This window comes from Nocardioides ginsengisegetis (genome assembly GCF_014138045.1).
Taxonomy (GTDB): domain Bacteria; phylum Actinomycetota; class Actinomycetes; order Propionibacteriales; family Nocardioidaceae; genus Nocardioides; species Nocardioides ginsengisegetis.
In genome coordinates this window covers 2902917-2923996 of record NZ_JACGXA010000001.1, presented here as the reverse complement: position 1 = coordinate 2923996, position 21080 = coordinate 2902917, and the positions used below count along the sequence as shown (strand labels likewise).

Annotated in this window: 14 protein-coding genes; 9 read left to right on the top strand and 5 right to left on the bottom strand. The window is 70.1% G+C overall.

Annotated features, from left to right (window positions below):
- The first annotated feature begins 29 nt into the window (after nt 1–29).
- The 3 genes from FB382_RS14065 to FB382_RS14055 all read left to right on the top strand — a co-directional run bounded on the left by FB382_RS14065 (nt 30) and on the right by FB382_RS14055 (nt 3449).
- On the top strand, nt 30–1682 hold the full coding sequence (locus tag FB382_RS14065; protein WP_182540075.1) for an FAD-binding dehydrogenase: 1653 nt from the start codon (nt 30–32) through the stop codon (nt 1680–1682).
- Nucleotides 1683–2010: 328 nt separating this feature from the next.
- Nucleotides 2011–3006, top strand: a complete 996-nt coding sequence (locus tag FB382_RS14060; protein ID WP_182540073.1) for an SGNH/GDSL hydrolase family protein — start codon at nt 2011–2013, stop codon at nt 3004–3006.
- 59 nt (nt 3007–3065) lie between these two features.
- The gene (locus FB382_RS14055; protein ID WP_182540071.1) at nt 3066–3449 is read left to right on the top strand and encodes a hypothetical protein; all 384 of its coding nucleotides are present in this window, start codon (nt 3066–3068) and stop codon (nt 3447–3449) included.
- Here the strand turns inward: FB382_RS14055 and FB382_RS14050 are convergent.
- Together FB382_RS14050 and FB382_RS14045 are read right to left on the bottom strand one after the other, a co-directional pair.
- On the bottom strand, nt 3446–3808 hold the full coding sequence (locus tag FB382_RS14050) for a YidH family protein (RefSeq protein WP_343055611.1): 363 nt from the start codon (nt 3806–3808) through the stop codon (nt 3446–3448). The genes FB382_RS14055 and FB382_RS14050 overlap by 4 nt on opposite strands.
- Before the next feature lie 22 nt (nt 3809–3830).
- On the bottom strand, nt 3831–4403 hold the full coding sequence (locus FB382_RS14045; protein ID WP_182540069.1) for a hypothetical protein: 573 nt from the start codon (nt 4401–4403) through the stop codon (nt 3831–3833).
- A gap of 56 nt (nt 4404–4459) precedes the next feature.
- Between FB382_RS14045 and FB382_RS14040 the strand changes: the two genes are divergently transcribed.
- The 5 genes from FB382_RS14040 (at nt 4460) to FB382_RS14020 (ending at nt 13126) form a co-directional block, all read left to right on the top strand.
- Entirely contained in the window at nt 4460–5263 is an 804-nt protein-coding gene (locus FB382_RS14040; protein ID WP_182540067.1) for a thioesterase family protein, read from the top strand.
- Nucleotides 5264–5635: 372 nt separating this feature from the next.
- The gene (locus FB382_RS14035; RefSeq protein ID WP_182540065.1) at nt 5636–7267 is read left to right on the top strand and encodes a hypothetical protein; all 1632 of its coding nucleotides are present in this window, start codon (nt 5636–5638) and stop codon (nt 7265–7267) included.
- A gap of 548 nt (nt 7268–7815) precedes the next feature.
- On the top strand, nt 7816–10233 hold the full coding sequence (locus FB382_RS14030) for a Calx-beta domain-containing protein (RefSeq protein WP_182540063.1): 2418 nt from the start codon (nt 7816–7818) through the stop codon (nt 10231–10233).
- Nucleotides 10234–10397: 164 nt separating this feature from the next.
- Nucleotides 10398–11489 carry a flavin-containing monooxygenase gene (locus tag FB382_RS14025; protein ID WP_182540061.1) on the top strand — a complete coding sequence of 364 codons (1092 nt, stop codon included), beginning with the start codon at nt 10398–10400 and terminating at the stop codon, nt 11487–11489.
- A gap of 284 nt (nt 11490–11773) precedes the next feature.
- Nucleotides 11774–13126, top strand: coding sequence for a LuxR C-terminal-related transcriptional regulator (locus FB382_RS14020; RefSeq protein ID WP_220481355.1), 1353 nt, complete (start codon nt 11774–11776; stop codon nt 13124–13126).
- A gap of 13 nt (nt 13127–13139) precedes the next feature.
- On the opposite strand, the gene FB382_RS14015 is transcribed toward FB382_RS14020, so the two are convergent.
- On the bottom strand, nt 13140–14468 hold the full coding sequence (locus tag FB382_RS14015) for a 13E12 repeat family protein (RefSeq protein ID WP_220481354.1): 1329 nt from the start codon (nt 14466–14468) through the stop codon (nt 13140–13142).
- Between the two features lie 10 nt (nt 14469–14478).
- Nucleotides 14479–16032 carry a hypothetical protein gene (locus tag FB382_RS14010; protein WP_182540058.1) on the bottom strand — a complete coding sequence of 518 codons (1554 nt, stop codon included), beginning with the start codon at nt 16030–16032 and terminating at the stop codon, nt 14479–14481.
- Between FB382_RS14010 and FB382_RS14005 the strand changes: the two genes are divergently transcribed.
- A complete protein-coding gene (locus FB382_RS14005) occupies nt 15983–19717 on the top strand; it encodes an Ig-like domain-containing protein (RefSeq protein ID WP_220481353.1) in 3735 nt (1244 codons plus the stop codon). The genes FB382_RS14010 and FB382_RS14005 overlap by 50 nt on opposite strands.
- A gap of 284 nt (nt 19718–20001) precedes the next feature.
- Here FB382_RS14005 and FB382_RS14000 read toward each other — a convergent pair whose 3' ends face one another.
- A complete protein-coding gene (locus tag FB382_RS14000) occupies nt 20002–21057 on the bottom strand; it encodes a hypothetical protein (protein WP_182540054.1) in 1056 nt (351 codons plus the stop codon).
- Between the last annotated feature and the right edge of the window lie 23 nt (nt 21058–21080).

The window sequence follows — 21080 nt, the reverse complement described above, 5'->3', positions numbered from 1 at the left end:
GGCCCCGAACGCTGATAGAACCTGTTCCCATGAAGAGCGCCGATGTCATCGTCGTCGGAGCCGGCCTCGCCGGCCTCACCGCTGCCGCGGAGGCGGCTGACGCGGGTCGCAGCGTGCTGCTGCTCGACCAGGAGCCGGAGCAGTCGCTCGGCGGGCAGGCGTTCTGGAGCCTCGGCGGGCTCTTCCTCGTCGACAGCCCCGAGCAGCGCCGGATGGGCATCAAGGACTCCCACGCGCTCGCCCTCCAGGACTGGATGGGCAGCGCGCAGTTCGACCGCGACGAGGACCACTGGCCGCGCCAGTGGGCCGAGGCGTACGTCGACTTCGCGGCCGGCGAGAAGCGCTCCTGGCTGCACCAGATGGGGCACCGGATCTTCCCCGTCGTGGGCTGGGCCGAGCGGGGCGACGGCCGGGCCGAGGGCCACGGCAACTCCGTCCCGCGGTTCCACCTGACCTGGGGCACCGGCCCCGGGGTGGTCGCGCCGTTCGAGCGGCGGGTCCGTGAGCACGCCGACGCCGGCCGGATCGTCTTCTGCTTCCGGCACCGGGTCGACGAGCTGGTGGTCGAGTCGGGCGCGGTGGTGGGCGTACGCGGTCGGGTGCTGGAGCCCTCCGACATCGAGCGCGGCAAGGCCAGCAGCCGGGTCGAGACCGACGACTTCGAGCTGCGCGGGCAGGCCGTGATCGTGACCAGCGGCGGCATCGGCGGCAACCACGACCTGGTCCGCAAGTCCTGGCCGGCCCGGCTGGGCGCGCCGCCGAAGACCATGGTCGCGGGCGTCCCCGCCCACGTCGACGGCCGGATGATCGCCATCACCGAGGCGGCCGGCGCCCGGGTGATCAACCCCGACCGGATGTGGCACTACGTCGAGGGGCTGCGCAACTGGGACCCGATCTGGGACAACCACGGCATCCGGATCCTGCCCGGGCCGTCGTCGCTGTGGCTGGACGCGACCGGCAAGCGGCTGCCCGCGCCGTACTTCCCGGGCTTCGACACCCTCGGCACCCTCGCCCACCTGCGCACGACCGGGCACGACTACTCGTGGTTCGTGCTGACCCAGAAGATCATCGAGAAGGAGTTCGCGCTGTCGGGCTCCGAGCAGAACCCCGACATCACCGGCAAGGACATCAAGCTGCTGCTGTCCCGCGTCCGCCCCGGCGCCCCCGGGCCGATCGAGGCGTTCAAGCAGCACGGCGAGGACTTCGTCGTCGCCGACACCGTCGCCGAGCTCGTCGCCGGCATGAACCGGGTGGGGGAGCCGGGCCTGATCTCGGAGGAGTCGCTGCGCTCGCTGATCGAGAAGCGCGACCGCGAGATCGACAACCCCTACGGCAAGGACGCCCAGATCACCGCCATGCACGGCGCCCGCAACTACCGCGGCGACAAGCTGATCCGGGTGGCCACGCCGCACAAGATGCTGGACCCCAAGGCCGGCCCGCTCATCGCCGTACGCCTCAACATCCTGACCCGCAAGACCCTCGGCGGCCTCGAGACCGACCTCTCCGGGCGCTGCCTGACCTCCTCCGGCGAGCCCCTCCCCGGCCTGTACGCCGCCGGCGAGGTCAACGGCTTCGGCGGCGGGGGCATGCACGGCTACAACGCCCTCGAGGGCACGTTCCTCGGTGGCTGCCTGTTCTCCGGGCGGACCGCCGGGCGGGCGGCGGCGGCTGCCTGCGGATAGTCCTTCCGGGATCGCCGGGCGGGATCGCCGGTGGACCGGCGATCCCGGACGTTCTGGAGGGTTGCAACCCTCCAGAACGTCCGGGAGTGCCCGGTAAGTACGCCGGAGCAGCCCCCTGTCAGGTCACGACTCGGTCACGACCGCTGACAACGAGCCGCCCGCGGTAGCACGATCTGGCGCACGGGGGTGGTGGGTCTTGGAGCTTCCGGTCTCGGGTGTCGCGCTGCTCGTGCTCGTCGCGCTGCTGGCTGGTTGCAGGGCCCACCATCGTGCTCCCACCGAGGGAGCCGTCGCGTAACCAACGCCCCGGCCGGCGCGTTGTCACGCCATGAAGTCGCTGCTGGCCGTCGTCGCCGTCGCCGCCCTGTCGTTGCCCCTCGTGCCCGCGCACGCCGCGCCGGCGCCGCAGACCCGCGCGACCACCACCACAGCGGCCACCGCGCCGGCGTACAAGCAGTACGTCGCCCTCGGTGACTCCTGGTCCGCCGACGTCGTCTTCGCCAACTCCGACGGCACGCCCGACGACACCTACGCGCCGATCGACTGCGCGCAGTCGCACCACAACTACCCCAAGATCATCGCCGCGACCCTGGGCGTGCCGATCAAGGACGCGACCTGCGGCTCGGCCACGACCGACGACTTCACGGCGCCGCAGGACCTCCCGGCCGGCGGCCAGAACCCGCCCCAGTTCAACCGCCTGACGAAGCAGACCGACCTGGTCACCGTCGGCATCGGCGGCAACGACGCGGGCATCGCCGGCGCCGGCATGGACTGCCTCAACGCGCTCCCCGTCGCCAACCCGCTGCCCGACGGCACGGTGCCGAGCCTGCCGGACAACCCGGTCCCGATCATCGGCTCCGAGCCGCCGCTCGGCGGCTGCAAGGCGAAGTACACCGCCGGCGGCCACGACCGGCTCTCCGAGCGGATCCAGGAGAGCGAGCCCAAGCTGGTCGCGGCATTCCGGGCGATCCACCGGATCTCGCCGAAGGCCCGGATCCTCGCGATCGACTACCTCTCGCTGGTGCCCGACCACGGCTGCTACCCGACCGTCCCGGCCACCGACGAGGACATGGCCTACATCCACGCGAAGTTCATCGAGCTCAACGCGATGGTCAAGCAGGCGGCGGCCGAGGGCGGCGCGGAGTTCGTCAACACGTTCACGCCCACGCTCGGCCACGACTTCTGCCAGCTGCCCACGGTGCGGTACGGCGAGATCTACGGCCCCTCCGTCAACGACCCGGCCGTCGGTGTCCCGGCCCACCCCAACGCCGCCGGCGCCCGCGCCCAGGCCGCGGTCATCCTGAAGTACCTCAAGAACCACTAGCCGTCATCTGACCCGTCCGGGCGGTGGCGCGACGCGCTCCGGGCGAGGACGCTGGTGCGATGACGGTGACGGCGGAGGAGAAGGCGGGTACGGCGTTCGCGCGTGCCCTCGTGGCCAAGGATCGCGACGCCGTGCTGGAGGTGCTGGCGCCCGACCTGGACTTCCGGGGAGTGACGCCGGGCCGGGCCTGGGAGGCGGGGTCGGCCGAGGCGTTCGTCGACGAGATCCTTCTGGGCACGTGGTTCAGCCCGGAGAAGACCTTCGACTCTCTCGAGGACGTCCGGACCGCCGAGGTGGCCCACCGCCACAGCGTGACCTACCGGATGCGCCTCACGCTCCCCGAAGGCCCCCACGTGTGCGAGCAGCACGCGTACTACGAAGTGACCGACGGTCGGATCTCGTGGCTCCGGATCGTCTGCTCGGGGATCCTTCCCCTGACCTAGCTGCTGACCGCCAGCGCCACCGCCAGCAGCACCGAGACCAGGACGATCGCGCCGGTCATCGCCAGCCCGAGCCCGAACGACGGCAGCGGCGTGCGGGTCCGCATCGCCCGCTCCACCCGCGCCCAGCGCCGGTAGGCCAATGCGGTCATCCCGCCCGCGAACAGCACCAGCACCACGACCACGGTCGTGCGCAGCCAGTCGGACTCCGGCACGCCCAGCGAGTGCAGGGCGACCGCGCCGGCGAGGACGGCGAGCGCCGTACGTATCCAGGCGAGGAAGGTCCGCTCGTTCGCGAGGCTGAAGCGCGGGTCGGGCTCCTGTCCGGCGTCGTAGACCCACGTCGGGCGGCGTTGCGTCACGCGCCCCAGACTAGGGCCCGGCTCAGCAGTCGCGCTGGCTGTGCGCGAGCTTGATGACCGTGGGGTCGGTCAGGGTGTCGCCCTGGCCGTCGTCGGTCGACCACGTCACGTCGAAGCCGTTGATGGTCGACTGCGGCGCCTCGACGATGGGGCGCAGGCGCAGCACCAGTCGGTACGTCGTGCCGGCCGTCAGCGAGGCCCCCTTCGCCGGGGTGAGCGGGCCGAGCATGTCGAGGAACTTCCCCGCACGCTTCCAGGCCACGATGATCCCGTCGTCCTTGGCGTCCTCCGCGACCCAGCTGCCCACGACGCTGGCGTTGGTGATCAGGTGCGGACCCGCCGAGTCCAGGGTTGCGTCGCCCTTGGCACGGAACTGCGTGCCGCTCCACAGGTAGTCCCCATCGCCCTCGCTGAGGATCACGCACGACGTGAAGACGCCGGCCCCGGTCGGCATGACCACCGCGGGTCCCGCGGCGGCCGAGGGGGAGGAGGTGGTCGGCTCCGCCGCCGGTGCAGGGTCGGACTCGCAGCCGCTGGCGAGGGCGGTGGTGGACAGGGTCAGTGCGAGCGCGAGGCCCGAGAGGCGCGAGTGCATGTGGCGTATCTCCCCTGTCCTTCCGGCGCCCAAACCACGGCCCGTACTGTCGCCGCATGGGCCACGAGTTCGACAGCCACATCGACGTCACCCGCGAGTCCGACGGGCTGTACTCGGCCGACCTCAACGCCGGCTGGGTGGTCGGGGGCGGCGTCAACGGCGGCTACCTGCTGGCCGTCCTCGGCAACGCCCTGCGCGCCGCGCTGCCCGGCAAGCCCGACCCGCTGTCGATCAGCGCCTACTACCTGTCCGCGTCGCGGCCCGGACCCGCGCAGGTGGCGATCGACGTACGTCGTGACGGCGGCAGCGTCGCCACCGCGGCCGCCGACCTGCGCCAGGGCGACGACGTGCGGATCACCGCGCTCGCGACGTACGGCGACCTCGACCTCGGCGCCGACGACGTCCGCACCACCGCCGTCGAGCCCGACATGCCCGCCCCCGACGACTGCGTCCCCACCACCCTCGCGCCCGAGGACGTACGCCGGATGGCGCCGATCATGGAGCGCTTCGACATCCGCTTCCACCCCGCCAACATCGGCTGGGCCGTCGGTCAGCCCAGCGGCGAGGGCGTGATGAGCGCCTGGTTCCGCCTCGCCGACGGCCGCGACCCCGACCCGATCCTGCTGCTCGCCATCGTCGACGCCCTGCCGCCCGTCACCTTCGACCTCGGCATGCCCGGCTGGGCCCCGACCCTCGAGCTGACCGCGCACGTCCGCGCCAAGCCGGCCCCGGGCTGGCTCAAGGTCCGCCACGCCACCCGCAACATGGCCGGCGGGATGTTCGAGGAGGACTGCGAGGTCTGGGACTCCGCCGGACGCCTCGTCGCGCAGAGCAGGCAGTTGGCGCGCCAGCCCCGCTGACATCCGCTGACATCCGCTGGTCGAGCTTGCCGAGACCCCGGATGCCTCGGACGTCGTTGGCCGAACCTCCACCCCAAGGGGTGATTTTTCGGTTGGGGGAGGTTTTCGCGCGGAAATGGCCTGCATGTGGTCGGGGCCGGCGGTCTGGGCCCTTAACCTTGTCTAGACCGCGGGATGGGGACTCAACGCGGGGGTCATCGGGTGCGGGTGCGACTCCGATGGCACTTTTCTGTGCGCACACTCATCTCAGAGAGAAAATACATGTTCAACATTCATGGGGCCCGCATCAGCATGCTTGCTGTCGGTTCATTGCTCATCGTGGGGATCGGGGCGACCGGCGCTTTCGCGGACGGCACTCCCAGCCCCGATTCCATGGTCGTCCGCCACGGCGCCGACTGGTACACGCAGGCGTACGAGGACACCACCAACGGCGCCTACACCGTCCCGGAGCAGTCCGACGTCACCGGTCCGCAGCGCGCGTCGTTCGGCACCGGCAGCCACCAGATGGCCGTCGGCCAGTTCGAGGTGCAGACCGAGCTCTACCGCACGGACCTCTACGACGGCGTCAACCTGGGCAACCTCACCCGGCTCGAGTACTCCACGTTCGCGCGCACCACGACGGCCGGCGGCGCCGACCGCCAGCCGACGTACCTGCGCCTCACCGTCGACAGCGACGGCACCGGCGGCGCCGACACCAGCCTCTTCTTCTTCCCGGCCAACAACGGGACCGTCGTCAACGGCGTGTGGCAGGACTGGAACGTCACCGACGGTCTGATGAACGTCGACGGTGACTCCGGCGCCGGTCAGATCAGCCTCGCGGCCTACGCCGCGGCCCACCCCAACGCCGTGCTCGCCAACAACCGGTTCGACGCCGGCCACGACGGCGGCGCGGTCTCGCTGATCTCCGGTGACTCCAACACGATGACCCGCGGTGAGTACTTCGTCGACCGCGTCATCGTCGGCAACGACCACCAGGACACCCTGTTCGACTTCGGCCCCAACGCCGAGACCGACGGCGGCACGTCGCAGCTCACCGTCGACCCCGGCCACGCGCAGGGCTGGCACAGTCAGGCCTACGACGACGCGAACTACCTGAGCTCCGACCAGCAGTTCGTCGCCGGGCCGGGCACCCCGCCCGTCGGCGACGGCAGCCTGAAGATGTCGCTGAGCACGGCCGACAACGCGGGCCGCGTCGAGCTGTTCCGCACGGAGCAGTACGACGGCACCCTGGTCCGCGACCTGCGCACCATCGACTACTCGACGTACTCGCGGGCCAACCAGGGCAACGCCACCCCGCAGCAGCCGGCCTACCTGCGCCTCTCCGTCGACAACGACGGCGACGGCACCACGGACGCCTCGCTCTTCTACTACCCGGCCAACAACGGGGCCGTCGAGCAGAGCACCTGGCAGGCCTGGCACGCCGGCACCGGCGTCTGGGGCGTCAACGGTGACGACGCGCAGCAGAGCATCACGCTCAACCAGTACGCCGTGGCCCACCCCGACGCGACCATCGTCAAGAACGAGGACACGTCTGACACCAGCCAGGTCGACGGCGGCGTTGCGTTCATCGTCGGCGGTGCCGGTGCGGCCACCCAGATGAACGGCGAGTACTTCCTCGACGACATCACGATCAGCAAGGTCGACGCGGCCAGCGGCTCCGTCGACTCCGGCAAGGCGTTCGACCTCGAGCCGACTGCGACGACCCCGCCGGTTGTCGTCCACCCGGCCATCAAGGCTGTGCACGTGCCCGCGAGCGACTCGATCGCCGGCTATGACCGGATCACGGTCAACGCTGGTTCCGCCGGTGCGGACGCCGTGGTGTCGCTCTACCGCGTGAAGGACGGCGTGGCGAAGAAGGTCAAGTCGAAGGTGCTCGGCGCCGACGGCAAGGTGATCTTCAAGCGTGCCGACCTGAACGGCAGCGAGAAGAACTACTACTTCGCCAAGGTGTCGGAGACCGCCACCAACCTGAAGGGTCGCACGGCCACCATCGCCGTCAAGTGACCACGTAGTGCTCACGGGCGGGTCCCGGGGCAGTCCCAGTGACTGTCCCGGGACCGGCTCCCCCAGGGGACTGCTCCCGCGATCCCCTGGTCACAGCTGAAGCAAGAAGTCGGGACACCCAGACGCGGTGCGGGCCGTTCTCTGTTCGCCGCAGCGCGGGAACGGCCCGCACCGCCTGTGTCTGGCAGGACCCTCGTGCGGTCCGACGGCATCAGGAGCGCCACCTTGCCGGGTGGCGCTCTGTGGCATTTTCTGGGCTGGCGCGCCAGCCCCGCGGGCCGCCGACTGGCCCCAGACCCATCGGTCTGGTCTCACCCGGAGGGGTGTTTCTTACGCCTGAGGTGGTCCTGCGCCCGGAAATGTCACAAGAAGTCTCGGAATAGTGGACGCGGGCAACTACTGTCGCGAGGGCCGGGGGGTGATTTCTCAAACCGGGGGTCTCGGGTACGTGTGTGCAGCCTGATGCCATTTTCCGTGCACACACATACACAGGGGAAAAGATGTCTCTAGCTCACGGGGGCCGCATCAGCATGCTTGCTGTCGGGTCCATGCTCATTGTCGGGATCGGCACGACCGGTGCCCACGCCAACCCGGGGCCCGCGCCGGCGCCCATCATCGTCCGCGATGGTGCCCACTGGTACACCCAGGCCTACGAGGACACGCCCACCGGCGACTACACCGTCCCGGAGCAGTCGGACGTGACCGGCCCGCAGCACGCGCCGTACGGCACGGGCAGCCACAAGATGACCATCGGTCAGTACGACGTGCAGACCGAGCTCTACCGCACCGACGACTACGACAACACCAACCTGGGCGACATCACGCGCCTGGAGTACTCCACGTTCGCGCGCAGCACGTCCGGCGGCGCCGACCGCCAGCCCACCTACTTGCGCCTCACCGTCGACGACGACGGCAACGCCGCCACGACAGGCGACAGGCACAGCCTGTTCTTCTTCCCCGGAAACAACCCGTCCCAGCAGCCCGTCGTCAACGGCGAGTGGCAGAACTGGAACGTCGTGGACGGGCTGATGAACGTGGACGGCGACTCCGGCACCGGCGAGATCAGCCTGGCTGACTACCACGCGGCCCACACTGCCGCGATCCTGGTCAACAACCGGTTCGACATCAACCACGACGGCGGCGCGGTCTCGCTGATTTCTGGTGCTGCCAACACGATGACCAACGGCGAGTACTTCGTCGACCGCGTCATCGTCGGCAAGAACGGCCAGGACACCCTGTTCGACTTCGGCCCCAACGCCGAGACCGACGGCGGCACCACGCAGCTCACCGTCGACCCGACCCACCCCCAGGGCTGGGCCCACCAGGCCTACGACGACGCCGTCTACCTGACGTCCGACCAGCAGTTCGTCACCGGGCCGGGCACTCCGCCCAAGGGCACCGGCAGCCTCAAGATGTCGCTGAGCACGGCGGACAACCCCGACCGGGTCGAGCTGTTCCGCACCGAGCAGTACGACGGCACCCTGGTCCGCGACCTGCGCACCCTCACCTACTCGACCTACTCGCGGGCCAACACCGGCAACAACACCCCGCAGCAGCCGGCCTACCTGCGCCTCTCCGTCGACAACGACGGCAACGGCACCACGGACGCCTCGCTGTTCTTCTACCCCGCCAACAACGGCGCGCCGGCGCAGAGCACCTGGCAGACGTGGGACGCCGCCAACGGCGTCTGGGGCGTCAACGGCGACCAGGCTCAGCAGAGCATCACGCTCGAGGACTACGTCGTGGCCCACCCCGACGCCACCATCGTGAAGAACGAGGACGCGGCTGACCGCAGCCAGGTCGACGGCGGCCTCGCCTTCATCGTCGGCGGTGCCGGCTCGTCCGCGCAGATGGACGGCGAGTACTTCCTCGACGACATCAAGATCAGCAAGGTCGACGCGGCCACCGGCTCCGTGAACTCCGGCAAGGAGTTCGACCTGGAGCCGACTCCGGCCGGCGGCGGTGGCGGCGGTGGCGGCACCACCGAGCCCTCCGTCTCCATCGGTGACGCCCAGGTCTCGGAGGGCAACGCCGGCGCCACGCTGACGTTCCCGGTGACGGTCGCCAACCCGTCCTCGCAGCCCGTGACGGTGCACTACGCCACCACGGACGGCACCGCCAAGGCCGGCAGCGACTACACGGCCACCTCGGGTGACCTCACGATCCCGGCTGGTCAGACCACCGGTCACATCGACGTCCCGGTCCTCTCCGACACGGTCAACGAGCCCGACGAGACCCTGACCGTGACGCTCACGTCTCCCGGCTACGGGACCCTGGGTGACGACTCCGCGACCGGCACCATCACGAACGACGATGCTGAGCCGGCCGTGTCGGTCGGTGACGCCCAGGTGTCGGAGGGCAACAGCGGAGCCACGCTGTCGTTCCCGGTGACCGTGGCGAACCCGTCCTCGCAGGCAGTGACGGTGCACTACGCCACGTCGGACGGCACTGCCAAGGCCGGCAGCGACTACACGGCCACCTCGGGTGACCTGACCATCCCGGCGGGACAGACCACTGGTCACATCGATGTCCCGGTTCTCTCCGACACGGTCGAGGAGTCCGACGAGACCCTGACCGTGACGGTGACGCCTGCCGGCTACGGCACGGTGACCGACGGCTCCGCCACCGGCACGATCGTCAACGACGACGAGGCGCCCGGCCCGACCAACCCGGCCGTGATTCACCCGGGCATCCAGGCTGAGCACGTGCCTGCGACCGACTCGATCGACGGCTACGACCTGATCACCGTCAACAGCTCCAACGCGGGCGCTGACGCCATGGTCAAGCTCTACCGCGTCAAGGACGGCGTCGCCAAGCGCGTCAAGTCGAAGGTGCTCGGCGAAGACGGCAAGGCGAAGTTCAAGCGTGCCGACCTCAACGGGGACAAGAAGAACTTCTACTACGCAGTGGTGACGGCTACCGACACCAACCTGCGTGGTGTCACGCGCACCGCAGAGGTTCGCTGACCAGTTAGTTCTCATGGGTGGGGCCCGGGACAGTCGAAGTGACTGCCCCGGGCCCTGTTCGTCTGACGGGCGTCATCATGGGTCATTCCACCCACTGAGCAGCCCCGCAGGATGCACAACAAGCCCGATGCGCCGGGCACGCCACCGGCGCAACAGTCGGAGGCATGACCACCCACATCGACACCGTCATCATCGGCGCCGGCCAGGCCGGCCTCAGCACGGCGTACCACCTCACCCGCCACGGCCGCGACTGCGTCGTCCTCGACGCCGGCGCCCGCATCGGGGACGGCTGGCGCCAGCAGTGGGACACGCTCCGGCTCTACAGCCCCGCGAAGTACGACGGGCTGCCCGGCCTGCCCTTCCCGGCCGAGCCGTGGTCCTACCCCGGCAAGGACCAGGTCGCCGACTATCTCGAGGCCTATGCCCGGCACTTCGAGCTGCCGGTCCGTCTCGGGGTCCGCGTCCAGGCCGTCGACCGGGCGGGGGAGGGCTACCTCGTCACCACCTCGCACGGTGACTACACCTGCGACAACGTCGTGGTCGCGACCGGCACCTTCGGGCGCGCGCCGCACGTCCCCGACCTCGCCCGCGACCTCGACCCCGGCATCCTCCAGCTCCACTCGAGCGAGTACCGCCGTCCCGGCCAGCTCCAGGCCGGCCCGGTCCTGGTCGTCGGGGGCTCGCACTCCGGCTGCGACATCGCCTACGAGGTGGCCGAGACGCACGAGACGATCCTGGCCGGCCGGGACCCGGGGCAGATTCCGTTCCGGCTGGAGTCCGGACGGGCGCGGATCGCGTTCCCGCTGATGATCCGGGTCTGGCGGCACGTGCTCACCCGTCGTACGCCCATCGGTCGCAAGCTCACCGGCGAGATCCGCCACCACGGTGGCCCGATGCTGAGGGTCAAGCGCGACGACCTCGTGCAGCGCGGTGTCGACCGCAGGCTCGAGCGCGTCGACGGGGTGGTGGACGGTCAGCCCACGGTCGGCGGGCAGCCGGTCGACGTCCGCAACGTCGTCTGGGCCACGGGCTTCCAGCAGAAGTTCGACTGGATCCGGTTGCCGGTCTTCGGCGAGGACGGCTGGCCGCGGGAGTACCGCGGCGTGGTCGACGACGCCCCGGGGCTCTTCTTCGTCGGCCTGTGCTTCCAGTTCGGCTTCACGTCCATGTTGATGGAGGGGGCCGGCCGAGATGCGGCGTACGTCGTCGCCCGGATCGTGGCCCGGTCGCGGAACCGGACCAGCGCCACCGCCTGAGCCCTACGATCCGGGCATGGGCACTGTCGATGACCTCGTGCGGGCCCGCGAGACCTTCGAGCGCGGCGACTGGATCGCCGCGCTCGAGGCGTGGTCGGCCGCCGACCCGTCGTCGCTCGACGCCGACGACTCCCTGCACCTGGCGACGGTCGCCCAGCTGCTCGGTCGGCACGACGAGGCGGTCGGCGGGTTCCAGCGCGCCTTCCAGGGCTACCTCGACGAGGGGCGGACCACCGCCGCCGCCCGCGCCGCGTCCTGGCTGGCGATGCTGCACGCGACCACCGGTGACCCTGAGCTGTCCGCCGGCTGGGGACCGGGCCGAGCGGCTGCTCGAATCCGTCGAGGAGGACGTCGTCGAGCGCGGCTACGTCTCCCTGCGACAGATGTTCATGGCGCTCCACGCCGGCGACCTCCCGCGTGCCCTCGAGCGTGCCGGCGACATGGTCGAGCGGGCGCGGCGCTTCGCCGACCCGGACCTCCTGGCAATCGGCCTCGCGGCGATGGGCCGGGTGACCGTCTACTCCGGTGACGTGCGCACCGGACTCGCGCTCTTCGACGAGGCGATGGTCGGGGTGGCGGCCGGCGAGGTGTCAGCGATCTTCGCCGGCGAGGCCTACTGCGTGATGATCGAGGGCTGCCAGGAGGTCGGTGACCTGGGCCGCGCGGCCGCCTGGACCGAGGCGCTGCACCGGTGGTGCCAGGCGCAGCCCGGGCTGGTCGCGTTCACCGGGCAGTGCGCGGTCCACCGGGGCCAGATCATGGCGCTGCGCGGCGCGTACCGCGAAGCCATCGAGGAGTACGCCCACGCCATCCCGCGCTACGTCTCCTCCCGCAACGAGGCCGCCTGCGGTCTCGCCCACGCTGAGCGCGGCGACGCCCACCGGGTGCTGGGGGAGCTCGACGCGGCCGAGGCCGCCTACGAGGCAGCCGCCGGCCACGGCTACGAGCCCCAGCCCGGGCTCGCGCTGCTGTGGGTCGCGCGCGGCCGGCAGTCCGCCGCGGTCGGCGCCGTACGTCGTCTGCTCGCCGAGGTCGGCGACCCGGTCTCCCGCTCGCGGCTGCTGGTCGGCGCCGTCGAGGTGCTCCGCTCCTGCGAACAGCCCACGACCGACCTCGTCGAGGAGCTCGAGGCGATCGCCTCGTCCTTCGACTGTGCGTCCCTGGTCGCTGCGGCGGCCTACGCGCGTGGGCGCGTTGCCCTGGACACGGGCGACGCCGCGGGGGCGCTGCCCTACCTGCGCAAGGCGTCCTCGCTCTGGACGTCGCTGGACGCGCCCTACGAGGTGGCCCGGGTGCGCGTCGAGATCGGCCGCGCCCTCGCCGCGCTGGGCGACGGGTCGTCGGCGTCGCTCGAGCTCACCGTGGCGCGGCGTACCTTCGAGGCGCTCGGCACCCGACCGGCGCTCGAACAGGTCGACTCGCTCCTGGTGCCGGCGTCCCTGCCGGGCGGGCTCACGGCACGCGAGGTGGAGGTGCTCCGCCTGGTGGCCACGGGTCGCTCCAACACGCAGATCGCCGCGGAGCTGGTCCTCAGCGATAAGACGGTCGCCCGTCACCTGTCCAACATCTTCGGCAAGCTGGACGTCGGGTCGCGCACCGCCGCTGCTGCCTACGCGTTCGAGCACGGGCTGGCGTAGGCGCAGGGAGCGGTCAGGCGACGAGCACCCAGTGGCCGGGCCACTGCTCGACGTAGGCGCCACGTCGGGCGCGGAGGACTGGGGGCGCGGTGGACAGGTAGCGATGCCCCGTGGGTGTGGTGGTCTCGACGGTGTGGCCGGGTTCGTCGGGGCGTGGTCGGGCCCGCCAGCCGGGGGCCTGCTTGGCGTGGTTGCACTGCTGGCACAGCCCCTGGCCGTCGTCGACCTCGGTCGTGCCGGTCACCGCATGCCCGGTGACGTGGTCGCGGTGGGCGATGGGCGCGTTGCACCAGGGCGTCCGGCAGAACTGGTCGCGATCCTCGAGCAGGCCGCCCATCGACTCGGGGAAGAGGCGGCTGTGAGCGTCCTTGGCGACCAGGTCACCGTCGAACGGCCGGGTGAAGAGCCGCTTGAGCCAGATCCGCTGACCCGCGGCCAGCGCTCGGCGGACCAGGTCGCGGGCGAGGCCGGCCGGGATGGGGCCGACTCCGTCGAGGTGGGCGGTGTCGTGGTGGCCGCCCAGCAGGGCCTCGGCGGACAGGGTCACGCCGAGGGCGACCGGGACGACGGGCTGGCCGTCGGGAGAGTGCTCGCGGATTCCCGTCGTACGGGCGACGAGTGTGTCGGCCATGACCTGCCCCCGGCCGCGGGGGTCGCCGGTCGCGATGGTGCTGTCGGCGGCGGCCTTGAGCGCTGCATAGGCCGCCACGGCCTGGGCCACGGGGAGCAGGACGGTCAGGTAGGCCATGGTGTCGGGCGCGGGACGCAACGTCACGCGGCGCTCGGACTCGGCCCGACGGCGGCGCTCGGCCACGGACGCCGGGTCGAGCCGGCAGACGAGCTTGTGGAGCTCGGCGAGGACGACACGGTCGGAGTAGCCCTCCAGCGCCTCGGGGTCGCCGGCGATGGCCCGGTCGACGGCGAGGCGGTCCTCGAGGCTGAGGCAGGCGGTCTCGCGGGCGATGGTCATCGCGCGGAACTCGGTGATGTGCCCGCCGTCGAAGGCGGCCGCGGTGTGCGGCAGCTCGCCGGCGTCCAGGATCCGTGCGAGCGAGAGGTGCTGGCGTCCGCGGTGGGGCGACTCCCGGCGGGCGAAGGCGACCTGCTCAGCGATCCCTCGCCCCAGCTGGTCGGCCGGGACGCATCGGTCGGCCTGGGCTCGTCGCTGGGAGCGGTCGAGGGCGGCGGCAAGCCTCGCCTGACGGGCCTCGAGGAGGCACTTGGCGCGCTCGGCCGCCCGGATCTCGTCGATGATCGCCTCGTCGGAGGTCGGGAGGTCGGCGTGCTCGAGCAGCGCGAGCGCGCTCCCGAAGGAGCTCACGGATCGCAACTGTTCGAACATGTGTTCGAGTCTACGTCTGGGCGCCGATCTGGTCAAGGGCTGCGTCGCTGTCGTGCAGGGCCGGCCCCTGGTCGAGCCACCACGTCGCGCTGCGTGCCATCCACTCGGTGTCGCTCTTGGCGAGCTTCTTCAGCGTCGTGCCGCCGTTCATCCCGAGCGCGAACATCGTGGCGTGCCGCTCCACCGGCCGCGAGTGCTCGTCGAGGTGCCCCAGCAGCGCGTCCGCCTCGGCGGGCTTGATCGGCTCGGGGTTGAGGCCGAGGTTGACCAGCGCCCGCGCGCGAATCGTCGGCCGGGTCTCGGCGAGCGACTGCAGCAGCACCCGCGAGCGCCCCATCCGGTGCCCGACCCGCATCAGCACGGTCAGCGCCCGCGCGGCCATCAGGTCGTTGCTGTGGGTGGCGAGGTCCTGGCAGTGCTTGGCCACGGCGGGGGCGTACGGCGTGGCCGCGAGCAGCAGTGCCGCGTGGTGCCGGCGCGGCTTGTGGGCGTGGAGCAGCGACTCGCGGAGCAGGCGGCGCAGCATCGCGTCGTTCTCGTGAGGGCTGTGGGTCGGGGTGTCGCGCTGGACCGCGGCGGAGAGCCGCTGCACCACGGCCGCGGTCTGCTGCGTCGGCACCAGCTCGCCGCCCCTGCGGGAGCCGATCACGAGATCGAAGGCGCGCCGGTTGCGCAGGCCGCCCATCGCCCGCTCCCACGACTCGTCGGGGAGCTGCACCGCGAGGTCGAAGGAGTCGAGGCGGCCGTCGAGCGACTCACCGCGGCGCAGGCTGCCGACCACGTGGCTCTCGAGCTGGGGGAGGGCGTGGGCACCGAAGTGCCCGCGCGACACCTTCACGGCCGCCACCGACGAGGCGGCGCTGCGGAGGTTCTTGTCCTCCGACGTCAGCATCCGCAGCACGAGGTCGCCGGCGGCCTCGTCGGCGATCTCGGTGAGCAGGCTGAGCACCGGCGCGACGACCTGGGTGTCGGGGTTCATCACGAACCCGCCGATGGCGCGGGTCAGGTGGCGCTGCGCGTTGGGGTGCCGGATCAGGCCCGCAGCGGCCTCATAGCGCCGTACGAAACCGACGCCCACCGACACCGCCAGCTCCTGCACGAGCCGGGCCGACAGCGCGGCCCACTCCTGCTGGCGCAGGTAGACGCGGTCGTAGGTGCCCAACTGGCCCACCAGCCGCAGCCAGTGCGCGCCCGTCCCCTTGCCCTCGTCGATGAGCTCGAGCAGGCGGTCCATGTCGCCGTCGGTGAGGTCGGCGCCGCGCAGCGCACCCTCGCGGGGCGCGGGCCCGTTGCCGAACGTACGCCGCAGTCCCGCCGCCACCGCCACCAGCGAGCCCTCGGTGAGCCCCAGCGCCTGCTCGTACGTCGCCGCCACCTGCCCCGACACCGGGTGCAGGCCGGACTCCCAGCGGGAGATGCGGGAGTTGTCGATCTTGATGCCCTGGTCGGCCAGCGCCTTGATGAAGCCGTCGCGGCGGGCGAGCTCGGGGTCGGGGTTGAGCAGGCGCGCCGAGGTGAGCAGCCAAGCGATGCGCTGGTCGCAGCCGATCGTGGTCGAGCCCATCGGGCTCGGATCCTCCGGCAGCCGCTGCGGCCGGCCTCGCTTGCGCGCCTGTACAGGCGCAGCCGCGCTCGTGTCACTCACTCGTGGCCCCCGCCTGAGTCATGTTCGTATGCCGGACGTCCGGCCCCCGGCCCTATTTATTGCAGAAACAAATGTGACCTGCAACAACAACGGTCACTTTGGCAGACCCGCCCTAGCGTCTGCCCTGCACTCGGGATCAGCGTCCGGGTGTCACACGTGGGCCTCCTCTCTCGGGAAGGCCTGTCGGGCGGGGGACTCCCTCCCGATATTCACTCCGGAAGGAATCAGCATGATCAGCAGCGGCATGAAGCGGGGACTGGCGGCTACCGCCATTTCCGCTATGGCAGTGACGGGTCTCCCGTTGCTCGCCGGCTCGGCCTCGGCCGACGCGATGACGGACCAGTTCACGGCCCCGACCGACTCGACCCTCTACACGGAGGCCCCGTTCGGCGTCCGCAACGACGGTGCAAACACCTCGGTCCACCTCGTGGCCAGCGGTGGCGCCTCCGTCGCCCAGGTGCGCTTCGAGTACACCTCGCCCCTCAACCCCGTGACTCCCGTCGTGATTGCGACCGTGTCGCGCACCGATGGCGTGTTCTCGACCGAGTGGACCCCGCCGGTCAACCTCTACGGTGTGCTCGTCAACGTGACGGCGCAGCCCCTCAACAACGCCGGCGGCGAGATCCCCACTGCGGGTGGCGACGACACCGCCTCGGGCATCGTGGACGCGAACGCGACCACCATCGACATCTCCAACGCTCCCGGTTCTGCCGTTGGTATCTTCCAGGCGCCCTACACCGGTCACACCGGTGACTTCGGTGTCATCTCGGGTACGACCTCCGAGCTGACGAACGACGTCACGGTCCAGGACCGTCAGGACGGTCTCAACGACCCGCAGACGGTCAACGCTGCAAACGGTGGCGTGTACGGCAAGCCGGCGAACGGCATCCGCACCTTCAGCGGCATCGTCAACTTCGACCGCACGGCCGGCGCGCACTACCCCTACGACACCACCGACCCCAAGGTCGACCAGGCCGTCGTCCAGGCGAACGCTGACACGGACGACAACGAGGGTGTGACGGTCTACAAGCAGACCATCACCACGGTCACCGCCACCGCGGCAAACCCGGCCCCGCCGAACAGCAACCCGAACACTGACGTCACGGTCACCGTGCTCGACCAGAACGGCAAGGCTGTCGCTGGTGCTGAGGTTGTCCAGACTGGCGGCGCAACGGAGTACACCAACGCTCTCGGTCAGGCTGTCTTCACCGTCGCCGGCGACGCCGACGGCAACACCTACACCTACACGGTGAACGTGGATGACGAGGACGGCTACCAGGCCGCCAAGGACTTCCAGCGGTCCGTTACCGTTCAGACCTACTCCGACACTGCGGCCGCCATCACGGCGAACCCCTCGGAGCTCGGCAACGCGCTCGACTTCGGCGAGTACGCGGCCAGCCCGGTCACGATCACGGTCAAGGACAACCAGGGTGCCCCCAAGGCCGGTCAGGTTGTCCAGTACGCCTGGACTGTCGTTCCGTTCGCGGGTGGCGACTCGCAGACCGCAGGTAGCGGCTCCACGGCTGCCACCGGTGCTGACGGCAAGGCGACCGTCCCCGCGCCCACCGGCGGTGTGCCCGGCGTCTACACGCTGAACACCTACGTCGAGAAGGACGGAAACCCGGGCCAGACCGCGGGCGACCTCCAGTCGGCTCCGCTGGCGGTCAAGATGGGTAACGCCACCATCGTCTTCAAGGATGGCTCTGTCGCTCAGGCGCCCGCCGGTTCCACGAAGTCGTTCGACGGGATCCTGCGTCTCGAGGACAAGACTCCTCTTGGCGGCCGCGAGATCACGTTCGACTACGCCCCGGGCACCGAGACCGCTCCCGCGGGCGTTGGTGACTCGATCGTCTCGGCCACGCAGCCGGCCGGTACGACCCGGATCAGCAACAACTCGGCCAAGGACGTCTCCGACGCTGATGGTGTTGTCACCGTGTCGCTGACCGACCCGAGCGAGACCGTTCAGCCGAACGAGCTCAACGCCGACCTGGACGCCGCCACCTCGGGTGACGCTGCCGACGCCGGGGCGAGCAACACGCCCCCCGCCGACAACGCCCCGGGTGACAGCCTGCAGATCGACTGGCTGAAGAACGCCAACCCCACCTCCGCGGCTGACATCACCATCAGCGGTGCCAACCTGATCGACGACGCGTCCACTCCCGGACGCCCCGTCGACCTCGACATCACCGTCAAGAACTCGGACGGCGTCACGCTGACCGACTACCCGGTGACCGTCACGGTTGACCACGGTTTCTTCAGCCCCAACGCTGAGACCGAGGCCGACCTGGTTGCCGACCCGGCGCCCGCTCAGGGTGGCCTGTTCGGCGAGTGGAAGGACCTGGGTGCTTCCCAGACGCTGACCACCGCTGACGACGGCACCACGGGCATCGTGTCCGCTATCGAGAAGGACGCGGCGTTCGACACGTCCAGCACCGTTACCGCGACCGTGACCGTGAAGGCCGGCAACGTCACCAAGACGTTCGACGTCGACTTCACCAACGGCATCGACGGCACCGACGCTGGCAACGCCTACACGCCCGCGACCGAGGGCCCGCTGAACGGTGGCGAGGTCAAGATCGAGCGCGACGACACGCAGACCGTCACGGTTCTGCCGAAGGCGCCCACGAGCGAGTCGGTGAACTACAACCTGTTCGCGACCGACCAGTTCGGCAACCTCGTGGATGGTGTCCCGCTGGCCATCAGCGACGACGCCCCCGCCGCGCACTGGAACAACAACGACCCTGCCTCGGTTTCTTCGCAGCTGAAGAACGAGGACGCGGCCCTGGAGCTGTCTGCTACCGCTGCCGGCGACCAGACCATCACGGGCACGTGGAACAACGCTCCGACGAACACGTGGGATGACGCCGTTCCGGCCACGCCGAAGTTCGACGCGGTTCGCAAGACGGGTACGAAGACCCTCTCCGGCAAGTCGGAGACGGTTCACTGGTACTCGATCGACTACGCGGCCTCGACGTACACGCTGACCCACACGGGTGCGGACACGCAGCCGGTTGGCACCACGGTGACCGAGACCTACAAGGCTGTGGACCAGAACGGCGAGCCGCTCTCCGGCTTCGACGTGACGTTCTACCGCACCGGTCCGGACGACCTGCAGGACGGTGACGGCAACTCGTACGGCACCACCAACCAGCAGGGCGAGACGACCTACGTCTTCCAGGGCGCCAAGGCTGGCACCGCGACGATCACCGCCACGCTTCGTGAGCAGGACGGCCAGAACTCTGCGCCGACCGGTGACCTCATCCCGCAGGGCGAGAAGACCGACACGGTTTCCTTCAAGAACGCCGACCCGGTCGCGATCCACCCGGGTATCTTCACCAAGCACGTCCCGGCCAGCGACTCGATCGCAGGCTACGACAGGATCACGGTCAACGCTGGCAAGGCTGGCGCTGACGCGGTTGTCAAGCTCTACCGGGTCAAGAACGGCGTTGCCAAGCGCGTCAAGTCCAAGGTGCTGGGCGCCGACGGCAAGGCGATCTTCAAGCGTGCTGACCTGAACGGTGACAAGAAGAACTTCTACTACGCCACCGTTTCGGCCACGTCGACCAACAAGGCTGCGAAGACCGCGACTGTTGCGGTCAAGTGACCCAGTAGGTCTCACGGGCGGGTCCCGGGACAGTCGGAGTGACTGTCCCGGGGCTTGCTCCCCAGGGGGCGCTGCTCCCGCAACCCCCTAGCTACAACTGAAGCAACAAAGTCGGGACACACAGACGCGGTCCGGGCCATTCTCTGTTCGCCGCTGCGCGAGAATGGTCCGGACCGCCTGTCTCACCCTAGGGCAACAGAACGGTCCAACTGCGCAAGGGCACCACCTGTGAGGAGGTGGTGCCTTTTTTGGCGTTCTGGGTCTCGACAAGCTCGACTGACGAGCTACCTGTCGAACCAGGAGCGGCGCATGGAGTACACCCAACGGCGTCCGGCGTGCTCCGTCACCGACCAGAGTCGGTCCGTCGACGGCCAGTAGGCGATGTCCTCCGGACCCATCGGGGCGGCCCAGCGGTGACGTCTGAAGGCTCCCGGAAGGCCTGAATAGACCGATCCCCACGTCGAGGCGCCGTGGGAGACCGTCAGGTAGTAGCGACCGCGTGCCACTGTCGCGCCCTGGGTCTGGGCCAAGCCCTCTGGGTTCACCGCCAGCGGCCGTGACGCTCCATCTTCGTCCTCCACCAGCAGGTGCGACTGCGGATTGAGCCCGAACCGAACCAGACGCCTTGTCTGGTCGCCTCTCGCGTACTCACCGACGATCAGTTCGGGCGGCGTCACGCCGCGGTCCAGGGACATGAAGGAGTAGCGCATCCGCTCTTCCTCGGGGGCCGAGTGGGCCTGGTAGGCGAAGCGGACGGGCAGGACGTAGCGGTAGCCGTGTGTCGACAGGTCTCCGACGTGCTCGTCGGGCACCCGGAGGAGGTCGTCCAGCCAGCATGTCATGAACCCCTGTGCGGTAGCCGCCACGTGGAGGTACCCGCCGCACCAGACGATCCCGCCGGCGTGTACCCGGAGTGGGGCCAGTGACACCAACCCGTCGGCCGAGCGAACTGGCTGGACAAGCAGCACGTGGCGATAGCGGCGCGTGGCGAGGTCGATGAAGCTGATCCGCGACCCCTGCTTGTTCTTGGCGTACCAGCTGACAGCGACGACGCGACGCCCACGAATGTCCTCCGTGTCGGAAGCATCAGCCGACGTCGTGACCCCCTGTGGCCACCACTGCGCATCCCGGCGATCGTGCCTGTCCCACGTCATCGCCCATGTGACGGCCCGTCCCGGCGCCAACGTTCGGTGACCCTGGCGGTTGAGGTCGTCGAGCACGGCGTCCACTCCAACCGTGCCACCCAGCAGACCAGCAAGCTCATCGATCTCGGTGGCGTTCTCGTCGCTACGGGTCAGGTGGATGCCCGCTGAGGACAAGGGGTCCTGCGAACCGTGCATGGCCTCAACCTAACTGTGTTGAG